The organism is Azonexus hydrophilus (genome assembly GCF_038368255.1).
GTDB classification, from domain to species: domain Bacteria; phylum Pseudomonadota; class Gammaproteobacteria; order Burkholderiales; family Rhodocyclaceae; genus Azonexus; species Azonexus hydrophilus.
Map to the genome: position 1 here is coordinate 1805592 of NZ_CP151406.1, position 20613 is coordinate 1826204.

A 20613-nucleotide genomic window follows, 5' to 3' on the forward strand; every position below is an offset into this window, starting at 1 on the left:
TCGGGTGCTAATCTGATGCCATATCAAACCTTGTCGGGGGATCGAATGAAGACCTTTAAGAAGATTGCACTGGCAGCCGGTATTACGCTGTCGAGTTTCGCGGCTGTAGCTGCGTTTTCACCGAACATGACGCTGGCTCAGGTCGATGCTGAAGTTCAGCAGAACCTGGCCGCTGGTCAATCGCTCTCCGCGATTGCTGCTGCAGCCAAGAAGGCCGGTGTTTCTGAAGCTTCGCTGATCAGCGCGCTGCTGAGCCAGGGCGCTGATCTGCAATCGGCGATCGGTGCGATGGTTGCTGCCGGCTACCAGCCTGCTGCCGTGGTTTCTGCCGCGATTGCTGCTGGTGCTTCTCCGGCTGCGGTGACCCAGGCAGCGCTTGCCGCCGGTGTGGATCCGCAGATCGTGACGGCTTCCACGGCTGCCGGTGGTCCCCAGGGCGGTGACACGGTTGGCGGCCCGAGTGGTTCGGGTAATTTCGGTAGCTCGCCGGGCTCCAATTTCAGCGGTGGCGGCGGCGGTAGCGGTGGCGGTAGCGTCAGCCGCTCCTGAGTTTGTTGTTTTGTTGAAAATGGCAGCCTTGGGCTGCCATTTTTTTTGAGGGTGTGTTCATGACCTTGAGACGGCAGCTTTTTCTCGGGATTTCGGTCATCTTTCTCGGCGTATTCGTGGGGCTGGCGATACTGGGAGTTTCCGGAACGCGTACTTACCTTGAGGAACAACTGGGCTCGCATGCCCAGGATGCCGCGTCGTCGCTGGTTCATCCGCTCTCCCAGTCGCTGGCCGACGGCGACATGATCCTGGCAGAAACCCAGGTGGCAACCCTGTTCGACCGGGGGTATTTCCAGCGTATTGCGATTCTCGGCCTGGATGGTTCGGTCATCGTCGAGCGCGAACTGGCGGCCAAGGTCGAAGGCGTGCCCATGTGGTTCACATCGCTGGTGACCTTGCAGGCGCCGGCTGGCGAGTCTTTCCTGACGGCGCGTTGGCGTCAGTTGGGCAAGGTCGTCGTGCTCTCCCAACCGACGCATGCCTATCAGTATCTGTGGAAGTCAGCACTGGAAATCTCGGGCTGGATGTTGCTTGCCTATTTCCTGGCGCTGGCGCTGGTGCGCATGGTGTTGCGCTGGATCCTGAATCCCCTGTCCGAAATTGAACGTTCGGCCGTCGATATCCAGCAAAAACATTTTGGCCAGATTGCCGTCAAGCCTCGAGCCCTGGAATTGGCCAGGGTGGTTGGTGCGATGAATGACATGTCGCGGAAAATTTCCGAGTTTCTTGATGCAGAATCGAGAAAGGCCGAGAAATTCCGCCGTGAAGCCTATCAGGACGATGTGTCCGGCCTGGATAACCGGCGCAGCTTTGATTTGCGTCTGGCGCAGGCGCTGAGCGGAGAAATTGCATTTTCCGACGCTGCATTGCTCGGCATCGAAGTGAACAATCTCAAGGATTTCAACACCGAGGCCAGTTATCGCAAGGGTGACCAGTTCCTGGCCTCGGTGGCTGCCGCTGCCCGAGAAACGCTGGGTGACAAGGCTTCGATTCTCTGCCGTATTGGCGGTAGCTCTTTCGGCTTCGTGCTGTTTGATCAGAATACGGTGACCTTGGCCGATATCGGTCGTCAGTTGCGTGACCGTCTGCAGCAGATTTTTGATGCTCTGGAAGGTGGCAATGATTTTTCCTTCAGTATCGGCATGGTCCATTTCCGCCACGGCGAGGAGCGGGCACGGGTGTTGTCCCGGCTTGATCTGGCCATCGAGAGTGCGCGCCAGTCGGGGCGGAATGGCTTGCAGTATGTGGTCGATGTGGGCTCCTCGGAGTCTTCGATCGGTTCGCTGGCTTGGCGTGAGTTGATCCGTAACGCCCTGGCCGAGAATCGGTGGACGCTGCTCGGTCAGCCGGTGGTTTCCTTGTCCAGCGGTGAAGTGATGCAGCAGGAAATCATGACGCGTCTGGTCGGGAATGACGGCAATTTGGTGCCGGCGTCGGTGTTTCTACCGATGGCGATGCGCCACAAATTGATGCCGGATATCGATCAGGCCCTGTTGTCGCTGGTCTTTCGCCGCCTGGAGGAGCGGGGTGGCAATGAGTGCGTCAATCTGGCGGTCAATCTCTCCAACCAGAGCCTGGATAACCGCGAGTTCCTGACCTGGATTGGTGGGCGCCTGTCGCGCCTGAATCAGCGGGGAGTCCGTCTGTCCTTTGAATTGACCGAATACGGTTGCTCGCTCGACATGGAAGCGGCGCGTCAGTTTGCTGACATGCTGCGTACGCACCAGGTGCGCTTCGGGATCGATCATTTCGGTCTGATGCCAAGTTCGCTGCAGTTGCTGCGCGATTTGCCGCCGGATTATGTGAAGCTTAACGCCGGACTGGTCGCCGAAGCGCCGGAGAACGAGGCTGCACGGGCGCTACTGCGCTCGATCGTGTCGCTGGCGTCGTCGCTTGAGGTCGAAGTGATTGCCCAAGGCGTCGAGAACGCCGAGCAGGTGGAGATGTTGCTCAAGGACTCGGTGAAGGCCGGGCAGGGCTACCATTTCGGTGCGCCGTCGGCCGACCAACTCTAGTCGAAAAGCAGCGCCGCAGCGACTTTGCGGCCTTCGCCTGCGAGAATGTTGTAGGTTCGACAGGCGGCCTGCAGATCCATGATTTCCAGGCCGATGCCGGCTGCTGCAAACGGGCGCATCCATTCGACCGCAGGGAAACGCAGGCGTTTACCGGTGCCGAGCAGGATGATGCCGGCGCCCAGTTCGAGCAGTTTCTGGCGGTCAGCCTCGGTCAGGGCATCGACGCGGGCGGTTGACCAGTCGGCGATGATGCTTTCAGGACACACGATCAGGTTGTTCTCGTGCTTTTGATGATTGACCGCAACGTAGTCGTCACCGTAGGCGGTGAACAGATTGAGGCCGTCAGTGCTGGATGTATGGAGTTTCACTTTGCGGTGCAGCATTCGTAATAGTAGGATTATACCTTTGGCCCAAACCTCGCCAATCCGGACAATTTCATGAAGCACGTCAAGAAATCCGCCAAACTTGCCAATGTCTGCTACGACATCCGCGGCCCTGTGCTGCAGATGGCCAAGCAGATGGAAGAAGAAGGCCACAAGATCATCAAGCTGAACATCGGCAACCTGGCCTCGTTCGGTTTCGATTCGCCCGAAGAAATTCAGCAGGACATGATCCGTAACTTGCCCAACGCAGCCGGCTACACGGATTCGAAGGGTATCTTCGCGGCGCGCAAGGCGATCATGCATTACACCCAGCAGAAGCACATCAAGGGGGTGACGCTGGAGGACATCTACGTCGGCAACGGCGTGTCCGAACTGATCGTGATGGCGATGAATGCCTTGCTCGACGCCGGCGACGAAGTGCTCGTGCCGGCCCCCGACTATCCGCTGTGGACTGCGGCGGTCAGCCTGTCCGGCGGCAAACCCGTGCATTACCTGTGTGACGAAGAGAAGGGCTGGCTGCCCGACCTCGACGATATCCGCAGCAAGATCAACAAGAACACGCGGGCGATCGTCATCATCAACCCGAACAACCCGACCGGCGCGCTGTATCCGGACGACCTGCTGCACGAGATCATCGAGATCGCCCGCCAGCACCACCTGATCATCTACGCCGACGAGGTGTACGACAAGGTACTGTACGACGGCGTCACCCATACCTCGATCGCGGCCCTGTCGGAAGACGTGCTGACCATCACCTTCAACGGCCTGTCGAAAAACTACCGTTCCTGCGGCTACCGTGCTGGCTGGATGGTCGTTTCCGGCGACAAGCGTCATGCCAAGGACTATATCGAGGGCCTCGACATGCTGGCCTCGATGCGCCTGTGCGCCAACGCGCCCGGCCAGCACGGCATCCAGACCGCACTGGGCGGTTATCAGAGCATCGACGATCTGGTGCGCGACGGCGGTCGCCTGCGTCGCCAGCGCGATCTCGCACACGAACTGATCACCGCGATTCCCGGTGTCTCCTGCGTCAAGCCCAAGGCGGCGCTGTACATGTTCCCCAGGCTTGATCCCAAGATCTATCCGATCAAGAACGACCAGCAATTCATCGCCGAACTGCTGCAGGAAGAAAAGGTCCTGCTGGTCCAGGGGACCGGCTTCAACTGGCCGCAGCCCGACCACTTCCGGCTGGTCTTCCTGCCGCACGAGGACGATCTGCGCGAGGCCGTCGGCCGCGTTGCCCGCTTCCTCGAAAACTATCGCAAACGTCACAACACCAACCATCTCATCAACAAAGACTGAGCTATGAAACCCATCAATGTAGGCCTAATCGGCATCGGCACCGTCGGCGGTGGCACCTGGACCGTTCTCAACCGTAACGCGGAAGAAATTACCCGCCGCGCCGGCCGCCCGATTTGCATTACCGCCGTGGCCGACAGGAATGTGGAACTCGCCCAGCAGATCACCGGCGGCAGCGCCCGCGTCACGGCCGACGCCTTTGCCCTGGTCAATGACCCGGAAATCGACATCATCGTCGAACTGATCGGCGGCTACGGTGTCGCCAAGGATCTGGTGATGCAGGCGATCGCCAACGGCAAGCACGTCGTTACCGCCAACAAGGCGCTGCTCGCCGTGCATGGCACCGAGATCTTCACCGCCGCCCAGCAGAAAGGCGTCATGGTCGCCTTCGAAGCGGCCGTCGCCGGCGGCATCCCGATCATCAAGGCGCTGCGCGAAGGCCTGACCGCCAACCGCATCGAATGGGCGGCCGGCATCATCAACGGTACCACCAACTTCATCCTCTCCGAGATGCGCGACAAGGGCCTGCCCTTTGCCGACGTGCTCGCCGAGGCGCAGCGCCTGGGTTATGCCGAGGCCGATCCGACCTTCGATATCGAAGGTGTCGACGCCGCCCACAAGGCGACGCTGATCGCCTCGATCGCCTACGGCATCCCGGTCCAGTTCGACAAGGCTTACGTCGAAGGCATCACCAAGCTCGAAGCCTCCGACATCAAGTACGCCGAACAGCTCGGCTACCGCATCAAGCTGCTCGGCATCGCCAAGCGCCGTGAAAATGGTGTCGAGTTGCGCGTGCATCCGACGCTGATCCCGGCCAAGCGCCTGATCGCCAACGTCGAGGGCGCGATGAACGCTGTCGTCGTCAAGGGCGACGCCGTCGGCACCACGCTCTACTACGGCAAGGGCGCCGGCGCCGAGCCGACCGCCTCGGCAGTGATCGCCGACCTGGTCGACGTCACCCGTCTGGCCACCGCCGACCCGGAACACCGCGTGCCGCACCTGGCCTTCCAGCCCAACGCGATGTCCAATCTGCCGATCCTGCCGATGAGCGAGATCGAGACCGGCAACTACCTGCGCCTGCGCGTCGAGGACAAGGCTGGTGTGCTCGCCGACGTCACCCGCATCCTCGCCGACCAGGGCATCTCGATTGACGCCATGCTGCAGCGCGAGCCGGAAGAGGGCGAGGGTGAGACCGACATCATCATCCTCACCCACGTCTGCAGCGAAAGCGCCGCACTCGCCGCGATCGCCAAGGTCGAGGGACTGGCTGCGGTCAAGGGCCAGGTCAAGCGTATCCGTCTGGAAGAACTGCAGTAAATCTGCCGGTCTGTGCATGGAGAAAGGGGGCTGCGGCCCCCTTTGTCGTTCAGGGCGATGCAGATCAAGGAAACGACCGGCCGGGGTCGGCAGAATCAGGGCTCTTGCTGCTTGCGGCAGCTTCTTACAAGGAAATCCCCATGACTCACGCCATCCATGCCTGCGACCGTCCCACCGCCGAGGCGCTTTATCCCTTCGACGCCCGTGGTGTTGCCAAGCGTTTTCGTCATGCCGCCATCTTCGGCGCGCTCGAGTCGCTGATGCCGGGCGAAACCATGCGTTTCTGCAACGACCACGACCCCTTGCCGCTGCTTGCCCAGATGCAGCAGCGCTATGGTAACCAGGTGTCGATCGAGTACGTGCAGCGCGAACCGGGCGCCATCGTCATCGACTTCAAGGTGATCGGCGGCTGATTTGCTGATAACCGCTGCCCTGACGCTACTGGCCGTGCTCACAGCCGCTTCGCTGGCGGCGGTCGGGGTCGGCACGCCGGCAGCGGTGGCGCATCTGGTGTTTGCCGTCGGCATCGTGCCGCTGATTTTTGCGGCAATGACGCACTTCGTGCCCGTGCTCACGCGAACCGGCGATGCGCCGGCAATCATCCGGTGTTTGCCGGTGTTTGCCCAGTTGGCTGGGGTCCTGCTGGTGCTTGCATTGCAGGGCATATTCCCCTACGAGCTGCTGCAACTGGCAGCCGCCATCGATCTGGCACTGGCCGGCGGCTTGCTCTACTGGATCGTGCGTCGGGCACGTGCCGCGTTGGGGCGGCCGCATCCGGGCTGGCGATGGTATGCGGCAGCACTTGCTGTACTGATGCTGGCGCTAGTGGCCATCCTCGCGATGGCGCTGTGGCCGGCGCATTGGCAAATCTGGCGCCTGCTGCATCTGCACCTGAATACGCTGGGCCTGGTCGGCCTGGCCGCATTCGGTACGCTGCCGGTTCTTCTGCCGACCGTGCTTGGCCGAGGTGACCCGGGGGCAGCACAATGGCTGCAGCGTTACCTATGGCCCATGCTGCTGGCCGTGCTGACGCTGGTTCTGGGCATTGCCGTTCATTGGTCGCTGGCGGCCGTCGGGGCGTCGGTGCTGCTGGTCTTGGCCGGCCTGCTGCTGGTGCGCTGGTTGCAATGCTTCGGATGGCCGCGACTTCCTGGCGATGGTGCGGCGGTATCGCTCATTGCCGCCGTGCTCGGCTGGATGTTGGGTTTGCTCGCCGGTGTGTTGCATGGCGGCGGGGCGATGCCGGCCATGCCCGGGCTGTGGGCCTGGGTGGCAGCGTTCCTGCTGCCGCTGGTGACCGGTGCCTTGAGCCAGTTGCTGCCGGTGTGGCGCTGGCCGGGGCGGCAATCCCCGGAGCGCGACGCGATGCGCAGCCGCCTGGTCGCCCGTGGGGCGCTGCGGGCAGGCTTTTTCCTGCTGGCTGGTGCTGCGTTTCTGGGCGGTTTTGTATTGCCCGGCATGATCTTGGCCATGCTCGGCTTGCTGCTGTTTATTGTTTCCGTGCTGCAGACCGTGCGAATCCGGCAGTCGACGCGTTAAAATCATCGTTTTTCCGCTTTCCAGGGTTTCACCATGCGCTACATCTCGACTCGCGGGCAGTCCGCCCCTCAGGCCTTCTGCGATATCCTTCTCGGCGGTCTGGCGCCGGACGGTGGCCTGTATCTGCCGGAATCCTACCCGCAAGTCAGCCGTGCCGACCTCGATGCCTGGCGCCAGCTTTCCTACGCCGATCTGGCGTACGAAATCCTGTCCAAGTTCATCACCGACATTCCGGCCGACGACCTCAAGGCCATCGTCGCCAAAACCTATACCGCTGATGTCTATCGCTTCACCCGTAACGGTGGCAACGCCAGCCAGATCACCCCGCTGACCAAGCTGGATGATGGGCTATACACGCAGGAGCTGTCGAACGGTCCGACGCTGGCCTTCAAGGACATGGCGATGCAGTTGCTCGGCAATCTGTTCGAGTATGTACTGGACAAGCGCGGCGAGTCGATCAACATCCTTGGCGCCACTTCCGGCGACACCGGTTCGGCCGCCGAATACGCGATGCGCGGCAAGCACAACGTCAAGGTTTTCATGCTGTCGCCGGACGGCAAGATGAGCGCCTTTCAGCGCGCCCAGATGTACTCGCTGACCGATGCCAACATCTTCAACATCGCCGTGCGCGGCATGTTCGATGATGCCCAGGACATCGTCAAGGCGGTTTCCAACGACGCAGCGTTCAAGAAGCAGTACAAGATCGGCGCCGTCAATTCGATCAACTGGGCACGTGTCGCGGCGCAGATCGTCTATTACTTCCAGGGCTATTTCCTGGCGACCCAAACGAACGATGAGCAGGTCTCGTTCTGCGTGCCGTCGGGCAACTTCGGCAACATCTGCGCCGGTCACATCGCCCGCATGATGGGCTTGCCGATCAAGCAACTGGTGCTGGCGACCAACGAAAACGATGTGCTCGACGAGTTCTTCCGTACCGGCATCTACCGCCCGCGGACCTCGGCGGAAACCAGCGTGACCTCCAGCCCGTCGATGGATATCTCCAAGGCCTCGAACTTCGAGCGTTTCGTGTTCGATCTGGTCGGCCGCGACCCGGTGGTGATCCGCGACCTGTGGTCCAAGGTTGATCAGGGCAAGGCCTTCGATCTGAGCACCACAGTCTATTGGAAGGATCTGCCGAAATTCGGTTTCGTTTCCGGGCGCAGTTCGCACACCGATCGCATCAACACCATCCGTTTTGCCCAGGGCCGTTATCAGGTCATGCTCGACACGCATACCGCCGACGGACTCAAGGTCGCGCTGGAAAAACGTCAGCCGGGCGTGCCGATGATCGTGCTGGAAACCGCGCAGCCGGCGAAGTTCGAGGAAACCATCCGTGAAGCGCTGGGCGCCGAACCGGTTCGCCCCGCCGAACTGGCCGGTATCGAAAATCTCGAACAACACGTCGTGGTCATGGATCCGGACGTCGAGGCGATCAAGCGCTTCGTGGTCGAGCGCGTGTGAGTTCCGGACACGAAACTTTCTGGTCGGCACGTTATCGCGATGCCGGCGACGAGTATCTGTTCGGTACGGCGCCGAATTCTTTCCTGGCCGGGCAGGCCGAACGTTTCAGCGCCGGGATGAGGGTGCTTTCGGTAGCCGATGGTGAAGGACGCAATGCGGTCTGGCTGGCAGAGCAGGGGTGTGAGGTCACGGCCACTGAGATTTCGCCTGTTGCGCTGGAAAAGGCGAGAAAGCTGGCTCGTGCCAAACAGGTCGTCGTCGAATTTGTCCAGGCGGACATCCTGGACTGGGCCTGGCCGCAAGAGGCTTACGATGCCGTGGTTGGCATCTTCATCCAGTTCGTTGGGCCGGACGATAGGGAGCGCCTGTTTGCTGGCATGCAGGGGGCGGTCAGACCTGGCGGTCGCTTGTTCTTGCACGGCTACACCCCGAAACAACTCGAATACCGTACAGGAGGTCCTTCCTCGCTGGAGAATCTATATACCCGGTCCATGCTGGAAGCGGCATTTTCCGGCTGGGAAATCGAGACATTGCGTGAGCACGAAGATGTGATCGCCGAAGGGTGTGGTCACGCAGGTAAATCTGCGCTGATTGATCTCGTGGCGCGTAAACCGGTGGCATGATAAGGGCGGGTTGGTGGTAGGCAAGGTGCGAGTTGCTGTCACCGATATCGGACGCCTGGTCAGATAACGCTTTAGTGCATGGGAGCCCCTTTCTTCAAGATATTGGGAGGGGGGTTAATTTGTTCTATGCCATTGCTCGCAAATATTAACGATCCATTATTTTCCCTGCTTTTGTTCCGGTTGCACGCCGAGTCGGCTAAAATCCGAAGGTTTGTACATTTCTGCAAAGATTTGGCGGCAAGGGCGGTGCGGTGTGCAGTCTGCGGAGGCTGGGTAGCGCGAAATACGGCCTTGCGTTGTGTTAACCTCACTTCGGGCTAAGCGAATGATCAGAATTAAACGCGGTCTGGACTTGCCCATCACCGGGGCGCCTGAACAGCGTATTGAGGCCGCAAGGCCGGTACGCAGCGTGGCGGTCATCGGCTTCGACTACCATGGTATGAAGCCGACGATGTCCGTTCAGGTTGGTGATCGGGTCAAGTTGGGCCAGGTACTGTTTTCCGACAAGAAAACGCCTGGCGTTCATTTCACTGCACCGGGTGCTGGCGTGGTCAGCGCCATTCATCGGGGCGAGCAGCGGGTGCTGCAATCGGTGGTGATCGATCTGGATGGCGACGAAGCCGTCGAGTTCGCCAGCTACTCGGATGCCCAACTCGAAACCCTGAGCGCCGGGCAGGTTCGTGAAAACCTGCAGCAATCGGGCTTGTGGACCGCGTTGCGGACGCGCCCGTTCAGCAAGGTGCCGGCCGTGGATTCGACGCCCGCCTCGATTTTCGTGACGGCCATCGACACGCATCCGCTGGCCGCCGATCCGGCAGTGGTGATCGCCGAATCGGCCGAGGATTTTGCCCGCGGCCTGCGTGTGCTGGCCCGTCTGGCCAAAGTCTTTGTGTGTACTGCTGCCGATGCGAAGATTTCCGCCGCCGGCATCGCCAATGTCCAGGTCGAACAGTTTGCCGGTCCGCATCCGGCCGGTCTGGCCGGCACGCATATCCATTTCCTCGACCCGGTCGATGCGCACAAGACGGTGTGGACGATCGGTTACCAGGACGTCATCGCCGTCGGCAAGCTGTTCGTCAGCGGTCGTCTGGCGGTCGAGCGCGTCATCGCCCTGGGCGGTCCGATGGTCGACAAGCCGCGCCTGCTGCGCAGCCGTCTCGGCGCCAGCCTGGATGAGCTGACCGCCGGCGAACTGAAGACCGGCAAGAAGGTGCGCGTCATCTCCGGTTCGGTGTTCGGCGGTCGTACTTCGCGAGGCGCCTGTGCCTGGCTGGGACGTTACCACCAGCAGGTGTCCTGCCTGGAAGAGGGGACCGAGCGCGAGTTCCTGCATTACCTGCGCCCCGGCGTCGACAAGCATTCGGTGCTCAACCTCTACGTCTCCAAGCTGATGTCCGGCAAGCTGTTCGATTTCACCACCAGTACCAACGGCAGCCCGCGGGCGATGGTGCCGGTCGGCAATTACGAAGAAGTGATGCCGCTCGACATCCTGCCGACGCAGTTGCTGCGCTACCTGATCGTCGGTGATACCGAGATGGCCCAGAAGCTGGGTTGCCTGGAGCTCGACGAGGAAGACCTGGCGCTGTGCAGCTACGTCTGTGCCGGCAAGTACGAGTACGGTCCCATCCTGCGTGACAATCTCACGCGCATCGAGAAGGAGGGTTGAGCATGGGCCTGCGCTCCTGGCTCGACAGCATCGAGCATCATTTCCACAAGGGCGGCAAGTACGAGAAGTGGTACGCCCTGTACGAGGCCGTTGATACCGGCCTGTTCAAACCCAACAGCGTGACCAAGACGACGGCTCACGTGCGCGACGGCCTCGACCTCAAGCGCATGATGATCACCGTCTGGTTGTGCACCTTCCCGGTGATGTTTGCCGGCATGTGGAACGTCGGCTTCCAGGCCAACTCCGTCTTTGCCGCCAGCCCGGATCTGCTGGCTGCGCAGGACAACTGGCGTCTGAGCCTGATTGCGCTGTTTGCCGGCTTCGATCCGACCTGCCATTGGGACAACCTGGTTCATGGGGCAGCGTATTTCCTGCCGATCTACGCCGTGACCTTCGTTGTCGGTGGTTTCTGGGAAGTCTTGTTCGCGTCGATCCGCAAGCACGAGGTCAACGAAGGTTTCTTCGTCACTTCGGTGCTGTTCGCGCTGACGCTGCCGCCGTCGATTCCGCTGTGGCAGGTGGCGCTGGGCATCAGCTTCGGCGTCGTCATCGGCAAGGAAGTCTTTGGCGGTACCGGCAAGAACTTCCTGAACCCGGCGCTGACCGGCCGTGCCTTCCTGTTCTTTGCCTATCCGGCGCAGATTTCGGGCGACGCGGTGTGGACGGCCGTCGATGGTTATACCAGCGCGACCATCCTGGGTACCGCGGCAGCCGGCGGCATCGAACTGGTGACGGCCGGCGGCATTACCTGGTGGGATGCCTTCCTCGGCAACATCCAGGGCTCGATCGGTGAAACCAGTACGCTGGCCATCTTCATCGGTGGCGCGGTCCTGCTGATTGCCCGGATCGCTGCCTGGCGCATCGTCACCGGCGTGATGCTGGGCATGATCGCTATGAGCCTGCTGCTCAACATGATCGGCTCGTCGACCAACCCGATGTTCGCGATGCCCTGGTACTGGCACATGGTCGTCGGCGGCTTCGCCTTCGGCATGATCTTCATGGCCACCGACCCGGTGTCGGCGTCGATGACCAATACCGGCAAGTGGATCTTCGGCGCGCTGATCGGCGTCATGGTCGTGCTGATCCGTGTCGTCAATCCGGCATTCCCCGAGGGCATGATGCTGGCGATCCTGCTCGCCAACCTCTGTGCCCCCTTGATCGACCACTTCGTGGTCGCGGCCAACATCAAGCGGAGGGCTGCACGCCATGTCCAATAAAGAATCCACCAGCCGCACGCTGTTCGTCGCCCTGGCGGTCAGTCTGGTCGCTTCGGTCTTCGTCGCCGGCTCGGCCGTCGCGCTGAAGCCGGTGCAGATCGAGAACCGCCTGCTCGACAAGCAGCGCAGCATCCTCGCCATTGCCGGCATCGGCGGCGACAAGCTGTCGTCGCGCGAGGTCAAGGACCTGTTCAACAGCCGCATCAAGGCCCGCGTCGTCGATCTCAATACCGGCGAATACAACGACAGCCTTGATCCGGTCACCTTCGACCCGCTCAAGGCCGCCAAGGACCCGAAAACCTCCGCCGCCCTCAAGGGCAGCGAGGATCTGGCCCTGATCAAGCGCCGTGAGCAATTCACGACGGTGTACATGGTCGAGCAGAACGGTCAGCTCGAATCGCTGATCCTGCCGATCCGTGGCTACGGCCTGTGGTCCACGCTGCACGGCTTCCTCGCCGTCAAGCCGGACCTCAATACCGTGGTCGGTCTCGGCTTCTATCAGCATGCCGAAACCCCGGGTCTCGGCGGTGAAGTCGATAATCCCAAGTGGAAGGCCCAGTGGCCGGGCAAGACGCTGTTTGACGACAGCGGTAAGCCGATCATCAAGATCGTCAAGGGCGGTGTCGATCCGGCCAGCCCGGATGCCGGTCACCAGATCGATGGTCTGGCCGGTGCCACGCTGACCAGCAATGGTGTCGACCGTCTGATGCAATTCTGGCTCGGCGAACAGGGCTTCGGTCCCTACCTCGCCAAGCTGCGCCAGCAGGGAGCTTGATCATGTCCAAGCATACAGCCAAGGAAGTACTGCTTAACCCCGTCTTCGCCAACAACCCGATCGGTCTGCAGATCCTCGGTATCTGTTCGGCGCTGGCGGTGACCTCCAACCTCAAGACGGCATTGGTGATGTCGATCGCGCTGACGCTGGTGACCGGGTTCTCCAACCTGTTCATCGCGTCGATCCGGGCGCAGATTCCGGGTTCGATCCGGATGATCGTGCAGATGGTCATCATCGCCTCGCTGGTCATCGTCGTCGATCAGGTGCTCAAGGCCTTCGCCTACAGCCTGGCCAAGCAACTGTCGGTGTTCGTCGGCCTGATCATCACCAACTGTATCGTCATGGGCCGTGCCGAAGCCTTCGCCATGCAGAATCCGCCGTGGATTTCCTTCCTCGACGGCATCGGCAACGGCCTCGGCTACAGTGCCGTGCTGATTTCCCTCGGCATCGTGCGCGAGCTGTTCGGCGCCGGCAAGCTGATGGGCATCGAAGTCCTGCCGCTGGTCAAGGATGGTGGCTGGTATGTGCCGAACGGCATGCTGTTGCTGCCGCCCTCGGCATTCTTCCTGATCGGCCTGCTGATCTGGGGCCTGCGCATGTGGCGCCGCGAGCAGATCGAGAAGCCGGCGTTCCGCATGGCGCATCAGGTCGTCGACAAGGAGGCCTATTAATATGGAACATTATCTCAGCCTGTTCGTCCGCGCCGTGTTCATCGAGAACATGGCACTGGCCTTCTTCCTCGGCATGTGTACCTTCATCGCCATCTCGAAGAAGGTTGAAACCGCCATCGGTCTCGGTGTCGCCGTGGTTGTCGTGCAGACCATCACCATTCCGGCCAACTACCTGATCTACGCCTATTTGCTGCGTGACGGTGCGCTGGCCTGGGCCGGCATGCCCGATGTCGACCTGTCCTTCCTCGGCTTGCTGTCGTATATCGGGGTCATCGCCGCGATCGTGCAGATCCTGGAAATGCTGCTCGACAAGTATGTGCCCAGTCTGTACAACGCGCTCGGCGTGTTCCTGCCGCTGATCACGGTGAACTGCGCGATCATGGCCGGTTCGCTGTTCATGGTCGAGCGTGACTACAACTTCGGCGAAAGCGTCGTCTATGGCCTCGGCTCCGGGTTCTCCTGGGCGCTGGCGATTGCGCTGCTGGCCGGTATCCGCGAGAAACTGAAGTACAGCGACGTGCCCGAAGGTCTGCAAGGCCTGGGCATCACCTTCATCACCATCGGGTTGATGTCGCTGGGCTTCATGTCCTTCTCCGGCGTTCAACTGTAAGGAGGGGCAGGGATGAATATTCAGGAAATCCTGCTCGCGATCGGCATGTTCACCGTCATCGTGCTGGCACTGGCGATGTTCATCATCGCCGCCCGCGCCAAGCTGGTGTCGAGTGGCGACGTGACCATCGAAATCAATCACGAGCGCACCATCACCGTACCAGCGGGCGGCAAGCTGCTGCAGACGCTGGCCAACAACAACATCTTCCTGTCTTCCGCCTGCGGCGGCGGCGGCACCTGTGCGCAGTGCAAGTGCCAGGTCCACGAAGGCGGCGGCGAGATGCTGCCGACCGAGGAATCGCACTTCACCAAGCGCGATGCCAAGGCCGGCTGGCGCCTGTCCTGCCAGACGCCGGTCAAGCAGAACATGAAGATCGAAGTGCCGGAAGAAGTGTTCGGCGTCAAGAAGTGGGAATGCACGGTCGAGTCCAACCCGAACGTCGCTACCTTCATCAAGGAACTGACGCTGCGCTTGCCGGAAGGCGAGAACGTCGACTTCCGGGCCGGCGGTTACGTCCAGCTCGAATGCCCGCCGCACGTTGCCAACTACAAGGACTTCGACATCCAGCCCGAATATCGCGGTGACTGGGACAAGTTCAACATGTGGCGCTTCGTTTCCAAGGTCGACGAGCCGGTCATCCGCGCCTACTCGATGGCCAACTATCCGGAAGAGAAGGGCGTCGTCAAGTTCAACATCCGTGTCGCTTCGCCACCGCCCAACCGTGACGATATCCCGCCGGGCAAGATGTCCTCGTTCGTCTTCAACCTGAAGCCGGGCGACAAGGTCACCGTCTATGGTCCGTTCGGCGAGTTCTTCGCCCGCGAAACCGACAACGAGATGGTCTTCATCGGCGGCGGTGCCGGCATGGCGCCGATGCGCTCGCACATCTTCGACCAGATGAAGCGCCTGAAGTCCAAGCGCAAGATCAGCTTCTGGTACGGTGCGCGCTCGATGCGCGAAGCCTTCTACGTCGAGGAATTCGACAAGCTGGCCGAGGAAAATCCGAACTTCAAGTGGCATCTGGCACTGTCCGATCCCTTGCCGGAAGACAACTGGACCGGCTACACCGGCTTCATCCACAACGTGTTGTACGAGCACTACCTCAAGGACCATCCGGCGCCCGAGGATTGCGAGTTCTACATGTGCGGACCACCGATGATGAACGCCGCCGTGATCAAGATGCTGCTGGATCTCGGCGTCGAGCGCGAAAACATCATGCTCGACGATTTTGGTGGTTAAGGACGGAACAAGGGAAGGAGGATCGGCATGGAAATGTTCCTGATCACTTTCGGAGTCATCGTCCTGCTGGTCCTGTTGATGGCAGTCGGCGTGCTCTTCGGACGCAAGCCGATTGCCGGCAGTTGTGGCGGCTACAAGGCGATCGACGTCGAGTGTGCTGCCGGCTGCAAGAATCCCTGCGACAAGCGTCTGGCCCGCATGAAAGCGCAAGCCGAGGCGCAGGAAAACGCGCAGGAAAGTGCCCAAACAAAGGAATAGGCATGCTCAAATCGTTGCTCGTCAAGGATTACATGACCGCAGATCCGCTGGCTTTCAAGCCGGAAATGGATGTGCTCACCGCCGTACACCAGTTGCTCGAACATCGTCTGACCGGCGCGCCGGTGGTCGATGCTGAAGGCAAGCTGGTCGGTTTCTTCTCCGAAAAAGATGGCCTGAAGGTCGCACTCAACGCTTCCTACTACGAACAGCCGGGCGGCCCGGTTGGCCAGCACATGACCGTTCAGGTCAAGACCCTGTCCGACACGTCGTCGATGGCCGATGCGGTCGAACTGTTCGTCGCCCATCACTATCACTGCTATCCGGTGGTTGCCGATGGTCGGCTGGTCGGTCAGTTGTCGCGCACCGATGCGCTGAAGGCGCTGGAAAAGCTCTGGTAAGCCCATCGGGTCGGCTTTCATCCCATGAACGCTGATCGGCACCAAGGTCCGGGCGGCATCCGCATCATCGGTGCCGCCAGCGGACTGGGTGCCCAGGATCGGGCCTGTGCCGATGGGCCCGTTGCATTTCACCACTCCCAGGCCTGGCACGAACTGGCCAGGCATCCGCAACTCGACTGGGGGCGGACGCTGTATGCACCGCCTCCGGCCGGCGGGCAGGCTCCGGTGCAGCGGATCGCGGCACTTTGCCGGCAGCTCGCCGACGAGGTTGCCCAGACCCTGAAGGCGGGGAATTTCCCGCTGGTCATCGGCGGCGATCATTCGGTCGCCATCGGCACCTGGAGCGGCGTCGCTGCGGCACTCGGCGCACCGCTCGGCCTGCTCTGGATCGATGCCCACCTCGACAGTCATACCCCGGAAAGCACTTATTCGGGCGCAATTCACGGCATGCCGCTGGCCTGCCTGCTCGGTCAGGGAGACAAGCGTCTGCTTGGCCTTGGCCTCAAGGGCGCGCAGCTCAGTCCGGCGCATACCGTCGTGCTCGGCGCCCGCAGTTACGAACCCGAAGAATTCGATTTCCTGGCACGCGCCGGGGTGCGCGTGATCATGGCCGAAGCAATCGAATCGCGCGGCTTCGCCGCCTGTCTCGACGAGGCCGTGGCGCTCGTCAGGGGCGCGCCGGCGGGCTTTGGCGTGACCCTTGACCTCGATGCCATCGATCCGCGACTGGCGCCCGGTGTCGGTAGCCCCGAACCCGATGGGCTGATGGCCAGCGATGTCCAGACTGCCTTGCACTGGATTGCCACCCAGCCTGGTTTGCGGGCGATGGAAATCGTCGAGTACAACCCGGACCGTGACCGCCATGGAAGTACCGCCCGGCTGATCTCGAACCTGATCGGTGCCTTGCTCGGCCGCTGAAGGCTTGCCCGCTGCCCGGGCGTGCGGGATACTGCAGTCGAGACTGCGGGAGGACAACAAGATGACCCATGAACAGATCCGCCAGGCCATCCGATCGGGCTGGCCGTTTTTCGGCGTCACCCGGCAAGGCCAGGTGATGGCACGCTACGTGCCCTACGGCCCGGTATTTCGCTGGAAACGCAACCAGATGATCCCGACCCCGCTGCAAGGAGAAGATTTGCTGTGGTGGTTGCAGGCCAACGACGAAGGCGAGGAGCCTTGAGCCGGCTTCAGCCGCGCGGCTGAGCGACGAAACGGTAGCGCGCGGCCAGTTCGGCCGCAGCAATGCGTGTGAGTGGCAGGTCGCGCCAGCGTACCGGCGGAGCAGCATCACGCAGGAAAGCGAGCAGGCTGGTTTCGTCGTCAGGTGAGCATTCGGCCAGACAGGCGGCCAGGTCGCGGTCGTCAAGCAGACCGATACCGAGTTCGGCTTCGATCAGGAAGCTGCCTTCGTCGTCGAGCAGCACAGCGCGAACTTCGCCGGCCGACGCCCCGGTGTGGCTGACGAAACCTTCACCGTCGCGGCGAAAAACCCACGGTGTGCAGGCAAGATCGACATAGACCCGCTGCGGGCCGTTCTGGACGAACCAGCGGCCGGCCTCGTCCGAACCATACTGCCGGTTCATGAACTCGACCAGGCCGTGGTGCGTCACCCGTTCTCCCTGCAATCGCCAGTCCCCGCGCCGGTCGAGCGAAAGCCACTCGAAACAGTCGGGGACGTTGGGCCATCTGGCGATTGCCGAGAAATCGACCATCAGTCCTCGTAGGCCGAAAGCGGCGGACAGGCACAGTTCAGGTTGCGGTCGCCATACACATCGTCGATGCGGTTGACGCTCGGCCAGAACTTGTTGGCGGCCACCCAGGGCAGCGGGAAGACGGCTTGCTGGCGGCTGTACGGATGCAGCCAGTCGGCGTCGATGACGTCGGCCTGGGAGTGCGGGGCGTTCTTCAACGGATTGTTGTCGGCCGTCCACACGCCGTTCTCGATCTGGCGGATTTCTTCGCGGATGCTGACCATGGCTTCGATGAAGCGGTCCAGTTCAGCCTTCGATTCCGATTCCGTCGGCTCGACCATGATCGTGCCGGCGACCGGGAAGGACACCGTCGGTGCGTGGAAACCGTAGTCCATCAGGCGCTTGGCGATGTCGATCTCGGCGATGCCGGTGGCGGCCTTGATCGGGCGGATGTCGAGGATGCACTCGTGCGCGACGCGGCCGTTCTTGCCGACGTAGAGCACCGGGTAGTGGTCCTTGAGCTTGGTGGCGATGTAGTTGGCGTTGAGGATGGCGACCTGGGTCGCCTTCTTGACGCCGGCGCCGCCGAGCATCGCCAGGTACATCCAAGAAATGGTCAGGATCGACGCCGAACCGAAGGGCGCCGCCGAGACCGCGCCCTGGCCGCCGTGCGGACCGTCGATGGCGGCGACCGCGTGGTTGGCCATGAACGGTGCGAGGTGGGCCTTCAGGCCGATCGGGCCCATGCCCGGTCCGCCGCCGCCGTGCGGGATGGCGAAGGTCTTGTGCAGGTTCATGTGGCTGACGTCGGCGCCGATGAAGCCGGGCGAGGTCAGGCCGACCTGGGCGTTGAGGTTGGCGCCGTCCATGTATACCTGGCCGCCGTTGGCATGGACGATGGCGCAGATCTCGCGAACCGCTTCCTCGAACACGCCGTGCGTCGATGGGTAGGTGATCATCAGGCAGGCCAGGTCGTCCTTGTGTTCCTCAGCCTTGGCCTTGAGGTCGGCGACATCGACGTTGCCGTTGTCGTCGCAATCGACGACGACGACCTGCATGTTGCACATCTGGGCGGTGGCCGGGTTGGTGCCGTGCGCCGATTTCGGGATCAGGCAGACCTTGCGGTGCGCTTCGCCACGGCTGGCGTGGTAGCGGGCAATCGCCACCAGGCCGGCGTATTCGCCCTGGGCGCCGGAGTTCGGCTGCATGCAGATGGCGTCGAAGCCGGTCACCGTCTTCAGCCATTCGGTCAGGCCGGCGATCATCTCGTGGTAGCCGGCGACTTGCTCGCGCGGGGCGAACGGGTGGATGCCGCCGAATTCCGGCCAGGTGACCGGGATCATTTCGCTGGTCGCGTTCAGCTTCATCGTGCACGAGCCGAGCGAGATCATCGAATGGTCGAGCGCCAGGTCCTTGTTCTGCAGCGACTTCAGGTAGCGCAGCATCTCGTGCTCGGTGTGGTGCGTGTTGAACACCGGGTGCGCGAGGATCGCGTCATCGCGCAGCAGGGCGGCCGGCAGCGCCGGGTCGGCGGCGGCGAGCTGAGCGTCGAAGGTTTCCATGTCGAGCGTGACCTGGGTGATCAGCTTGAACAGTTCGGCAACATCGTTGCGCGTCGTCGTTTCGTCGAAGGAGACGCCGAGGACGCCGGCCGAGACGCGGCGCAGGTTGTAGCCGGCGGCGACAGCCGCCTGATGGATGCTCTCGGCGCGGGCGCCGAGGTCGATATGGACGGTGTCGAAGAACTGCCCGGTGAGCAGCTTGACGCCGGCGCGCTTGAGGCCTTCGGCGAGGATCGCGGTCAGCCGGTGGATGCGCGTGGCGATCGTCTTCAGGCCTTGCGGGCCGTGGTAAACGGCGTACATGCCGGCCATGTTGGCGAGCAGTACCTGCGAGGTGCAGATGTTGGAATTGGCCTTCTCGCGGCGGATGTGCTGTTCGCGCGTCTGCAGCGTCATGCGGTAGGCAGTCTTGCCGCGTGCGTCCTTGGAAACGCCGATGATGCGGCCCGGCATCGAGCGGACGAAGGCTTCGCGGGTGGCGAAGAAGGCGGCGTGCGGGCCACCGAAGCCCATCGGGATACCGAAGCGCTGGCTCGAACCGAGGGCGATGTCGGCGCCCATGGCGCCCGGCGACTTGAGCAGCACCAGCGCCATCAGGTCGGCGGCGACGGCGACCGTGGTGCCGCGTGCCTTGAGGCCGGCGATGATCGCGCTGAGGTCGCGCACTTCACCGTTGTCGTTCGGGTACTGGAGCAGGGCGCCGAAGAATTCTTCGTCTTTTACCGTGTCGACCGCAGCGATCACCAGTTCGAAGCCGAAGTAGGCGGCGCGCGTCTTGACCACGTCGATGGTCTGCGGGAAGCAGGCGGCGTCGACCAGGAAGCGGTTCGACTTCGACTTGGAAACGCGGCGGGCCATCGTCATGGCTTCGGCGGCGGCGGTGGCTTCGTCGAGCAGCGAGGCGTTGGCGATTTCCAGCCCGGTCAGGTCGACGACCATCTGCTGGAAGTTCATCAGCGCTTCCAGGCGGCCCTGGGCGATTTCGGCCTGGTAGGGCGTGTAGGCGGTGTACCAGCCGGGGTTTTCCATGACGTTGCGCAGGATCACCTTGGGCGTCAGCGTGTCGTAGTAGCCCATGCCGATGCACGACTTCTGGATCACGTTCTTGCTGGCGATCGCCTTCAGGTCGGCGAGTGCCTCGTGTTCGCGGCGCGGGGCCGGCAGCGGCAGGTCAGCCGGCAGGCGGATGGCGGCCGGGACGGTCTGGTCGATCAGCTGGTCGAGGCTGGCGGCACCGATGGTGGCCAGCATCTCGGTCATTTCAGTGGTGCAGGGGCCGATGTGACGGTCGATGAATTCGTCGTGCTGCTCCAGGGCGCTCAAGGGCAGGGTCTTCATGT

General features: G+C 62.1%; 21 protein-coding genes. 18 read left to right on the forward strand and 3 right to left on the reverse strand.

Annotation, left to right across the window (positions count from 1 at the left end; translation table 11 throughout):
* The first annotated feature begins 45 nt into the window (after nucleotides 1-45).
* Nucleotides 46-549, forward strand: a complete 504-nt coding sequence (locus AADV58_RS08665) for a hypothetical protein (RefSeq protein ID WP_028995783.1) — start codon at nucleotides 46-48, stop codon at nucleotides 547-549.
* A 59-nt stretch (nucleotides 550-608) separates the two neighbouring features.
* Nucleotides 609-2564, forward strand: a complete 1956-nt coding sequence (locus AADV58_RS08670) for a bifunctional diguanylate cyclase/phosphodiesterase (protein WP_341742915.1) — start codon at nucleotides 609-611, stop codon at nucleotides 2562-2564.
* Here AADV58_RS08670 and AADV58_RS08675 read toward each other — a convergent pair.
* Nucleotides 2561-2932 (reverse strand): Mth938-like domain-containing protein, encoded by a 372-nt coding sequence (locus AADV58_RS08675; RefSeq protein ID WP_341742916.1) that lies wholly within the window; start codon nucleotides 2930-2932, stop codon nucleotides 2561-2563. The two genes, AADV58_RS08670 and AADV58_RS08675, sit on opposite strands and share 4 nt — an antisense overlap.
* Before the next feature lie 69 nt (nucleotides 2933-3001).
* Between AADV58_RS08675 and AADV58_RS08680 the strand changes: the two genes are divergently transcribed.
* The 16 genes from AADV58_RS08680 (at nucleotide 3002) to AADV58_RS08755 (ending at nucleotide 17200) form a co-directional block, all read left to right on the forward strand.
* On the forward strand, nucleotides 3002-4249 hold the full coding sequence (locus tag AADV58_RS08680) for a pyridoxal phosphate-dependent aminotransferase (protein ID WP_028995780.1): 1248 nt from the start codon (nucleotides 3002-3004) through the stop codon (nucleotides 4247-4249).
* A gap of 3 nt (nucleotides 4250-4252) precedes the next feature.
* Nucleotides 4253-5563 (forward strand): homoserine dehydrogenase, encoded by a 1311-nt coding sequence (locus AADV58_RS08685; protein ID WP_028995779.1) that lies wholly within the window; start codon nucleotides 4253-4255, stop codon nucleotides 5561-5563.
* Nucleotides 5564-5703: 140 nt separating this feature from the next.
* Nucleotides 5704-5976, forward strand: coding sequence for a DUF2249 domain-containing protein (locus tag AADV58_RS08690; protein WP_051295485.1), 273 nt, complete (start codon nucleotides 5704-5706; stop codon nucleotides 5974-5976).
* Nucleotide 5977: 1 nt separating this feature from the next.
* Nucleotides 5978-7102, forward strand: coding sequence for a hypothetical protein (locus AADV58_RS08695; protein WP_051295484.1), 1125 nt, complete (start codon nucleotides 5978-5980; stop codon nucleotides 7100-7102).
* Nucleotides 7103-7135: 33 nt separating this feature from the next.
* Nucleotides 7136-8563 carry a threonine synthase gene (thrC, locus tag AADV58_RS08700; protein ID WP_281985172.1) on the forward strand — a complete coding sequence of 476 codons (1428 nt, stop codon included), beginning with the start codon at nucleotides 7136-7138 and terminating at the stop codon, nucleotides 8561-8563.
* Nucleotides 8560-9186, forward strand: coding sequence for an SAM-dependent methyltransferase (locus AADV58_RS08705; protein ID WP_281985170.1), 627 nt, complete (start codon nucleotides 8560-8562; stop codon nucleotides 9184-9186). Before thrC ends, AADV58_RS08705 begins: the two co-directional genes overlap by 4 nt.
* A 325-nt stretch (nucleotides 9187-9511) precedes the next feature.
* A complete protein-coding gene (locus AADV58_RS08710; protein WP_341742917.1) occupies nucleotides 9512-10852 on the forward strand; it encodes a Na(+)-translocating NADH-quinone reductase subunit A in 1341 nt (446 codons plus the stop codon).
* A gap of 2 nt (nucleotides 10853-10854) precedes the next feature.
* Nucleotides 10855-12069, forward strand: a complete 1215-nt coding sequence (locus AADV58_RS08715; RefSeq protein WP_028995773.1) for an NADH:ubiquinone reductase (Na(+)-transporting) subunit B — start codon at nucleotides 10855-10857, stop codon at nucleotides 12067-12069.
* Nucleotides 12059-12844 carry a Na(+)-translocating NADH-quinone reductase subunit C gene (locus AADV58_RS08720; protein ID WP_341742918.1) on the forward strand — a complete coding sequence of 262 codons (786 nt, stop codon included), beginning with the start codon at nucleotides 12059-12061 and terminating at the stop codon, nucleotides 12842-12844. The genes AADV58_RS08715 and AADV58_RS08720 overlap by 11 nt, the downstream gene beginning before the upstream one ends.
* A gap of 2 nt (nucleotides 12845-12846) precedes the next feature.
* Complete coding sequence (locus AADV58_RS08725) at nucleotides 12847-13515, forward strand: NADH:ubiquinone reductase (Na(+)-transporting) subunit D (RefSeq protein WP_028995771.1); 669 nt, start codon at nucleotides 12847-12849, stop codon at nucleotides 13513-13515.
* Nucleotide 13516: 1 nt separating this feature from the next.
* Nucleotides 13517-14125, forward strand: a complete 609-nt coding sequence (gene nqrE, locus AADV58_RS08730; protein ID WP_028995770.1) for an NADH:ubiquinone reductase (Na(+)-transporting) subunit E — start codon at nucleotides 13517-13519, stop codon at nucleotides 14123-14125.
* A 12-nt stretch (nucleotides 14126-14137) separates the two neighbouring features.
* Nucleotides 14138-15364, forward strand: coding sequence for an NADH:ubiquinone reductase (Na(+)-transporting) subunit F (gene nqrF, locus AADV58_RS08735; protein ID WP_028995769.1), 1227 nt, complete (start codon nucleotides 14138-14140; stop codon nucleotides 15362-15364).
* A 27-nt stretch (nucleotides 15365-15391) separates the two neighbouring features.
* On the forward strand, nucleotides 15392-15622 hold the full coding sequence (nqrM, locus tag AADV58_RS08740) for a (Na+)-NQR maturation NqrM (RefSeq protein ID WP_028995768.1): 231 nt from the start codon (nucleotides 15392-15394) through the stop codon (nucleotides 15620-15622).
* Between the two features lie 2 nt (nucleotides 15623-15624).
* Nucleotides 15625-16020 carry a CBS domain-containing protein gene (locus AADV58_RS08745; protein WP_028995767.1) on the forward strand — a complete coding sequence of 132 codons (396 nt, stop codon included), beginning with the start codon at nucleotides 15625-15627 and terminating at the stop codon, nucleotides 16018-16020.
* A gap of 24 nt (nucleotides 16021-16044) precedes the next feature.
* Entirely contained in the window at nucleotides 16045-16938 is an 894-nt protein-coding gene (locus AADV58_RS08750; RefSeq protein ID WP_028995766.1) for an arginase, read from the forward strand.
* A gap of 61 nt (nucleotides 16939-16999) precedes the next feature.
* Nucleotides 17000-17200: a hypothetical protein gene (locus AADV58_RS08755; protein ID WP_028995765.1), complete on the forward strand. Its 201-nt coding sequence runs from the start codon at nucleotides 17000-17002 to the stop codon at nucleotides 17198-17200.
* Between the two features lie 7 nt (nucleotides 17201-17207).
* Here AADV58_RS08755 and AADV58_RS08760 read toward each other — a convergent pair whose 3' ends face one another.
* Nucleotides 17208-17732 carry a DUF2946 family protein gene (locus AADV58_RS08760; protein WP_043421625.1) on the reverse strand — a complete coding sequence of 175 codons (525 nt, stop codon included), beginning with the start codon at nucleotides 17730-17732 and terminating at the stop codon, nucleotides 17208-17210.
* Nucleotides 17732-20611 carry an aminomethyl-transferring glycine dehydrogenase gene (gene gcvP / locus AADV58_RS08765; RefSeq protein ID WP_028995763.1) on the reverse strand — a complete coding sequence of 960 codons (2880 nt, stop codon included), beginning with the start codon at nucleotides 20609-20611 and terminating at the stop codon, nucleotides 17732-17734. The genes AADV58_RS08760 and gcvP overlap by 1 nt, the downstream gene beginning before the upstream one ends.
* Between the last annotated feature and the right edge of the window lie 2 nt (nucleotides 20612-20613).

What these genes read in the sequence shown, in the direction of transcription:
- AADV58_RS08665 (WP_028995783.1), top strand. Translation starts at nt 46, where the DNA reads ATGAAGACCTTTAAGAAGATTGCACTGGCAGCCGGTATTACGCTGTCG.
- AADV58_RS08670 (WP_341742915.1), top strand. Translation starts at nt 609, where the DNA reads ATGACCTTGAGACGGCAGCTTTTTCTCGGGATTTCGGTCATCTTTCTC.
- AADV58_RS08680 (WP_028995780.1), top strand. Translation starts at nt 3,002, where the DNA reads ATGAAGCACGTCAAGAAATCCGCCAAACTTGCCAATGTCTGCTACGAC.
- AADV58_RS08685 (WP_028995779.1), top strand. Translation starts at nt 4,253, where the DNA reads ATGAAACCCATCAATGTAGGCCTAATCGGCATCGGCACCGTCGGCGGT.
- AADV58_RS08690 (WP_051295485.1), top strand. Translation starts at nt 5,704, where the DNA reads ATGACTCACGCCATCCATGCCTGCGACCGTCCCACCGCCGAGGCGCTT.
- thrC (WP_281985172.1), top strand. Translation starts at nt 7,136, where the DNA reads ATGCGCTACATCTCGACTCGCGGGCAGTCCGCCCCTCAGGCCTTCTGC.
- AADV58_RS08710 (WP_341742917.1), top strand. Translation starts at nt 9,512, where the DNA reads ATGATCAGAATTAAACGCGGTCTGGACTTGCCCATCACCGGGGCGCCT.
- AADV58_RS08715 (WP_028995773.1), top strand. Translation starts at nt 10,855, where the DNA reads ATGGGCCTGCGCTCCTGGCTCGACAGCATCGAGCATCATTTCCACAAG.
- AADV58_RS08720 (WP_341742918.1), top strand. Translation starts at nt 12,059, where the DNA reads ATGTCCAATAAAGAATCCACCAGCCGCACGCTGTTCGTCGCCCTGGCG.
- AADV58_RS08725 (WP_028995771.1), top strand. Translation starts at nt 12,847, where the DNA reads ATGTCCAAGCATACAGCCAAGGAAGTACTGCTTAACCCCGTCTTCGCC.
- nqrE (WP_028995770.1), top strand. Translation starts at nt 13,517, where the DNA reads ATGGAACATTATCTCAGCCTGTTCGTCCGCGCCGTGTTCATCGAGAAC.
- nqrF (WP_028995769.1), top strand. Translation starts at nt 14,138, where the DNA reads ATGAATATTCAGGAAATCCTGCTCGCGATCGGCATGTTCACCGTCATC.
- nqrM (WP_028995768.1), top strand. Translation starts at nt 15,392, where the DNA reads ATGGAAATGTTCCTGATCACTTTCGGAGTCATCGTCCTGCTGGTCCTG.
- AADV58_RS08745 (WP_028995767.1), top strand. Translation starts at nt 15,625, where the DNA reads ATGCTCAAATCGTTGCTCGTCAAGGATTACATGACCGCAGATCCGCTG.
- AADV58_RS08750 (WP_028995766.1), top strand. Translation starts at nt 16,045, where the DNA reads ATGAACGCTGATCGGCACCAAGGTCCGGGCGGCATCCGCATCATCGGT.
- AADV58_RS08755 (WP_028995765.1), top strand. Translation starts at nt 17,000, where the DNA reads ATGACCCATGAACAGATCCGCCAGGCCATCCGATCGGGCTGGCCGTTT.
- AADV58_RS08760 (WP_043421625.1), bottom strand. Translation starts at nt 17,732, where the DNA reads ATGGTCGATTTCTCGGCAATCGCCAGATGGCCCAACGTCCCCGACTGT.
- gcvP (WP_028995763.1), bottom strand. Translation starts at nt 20,611, where the DNA reads ATGAAGACCCTGCCCTTGAGCGCCCTGGAGCAGCACGACGAATTCATC.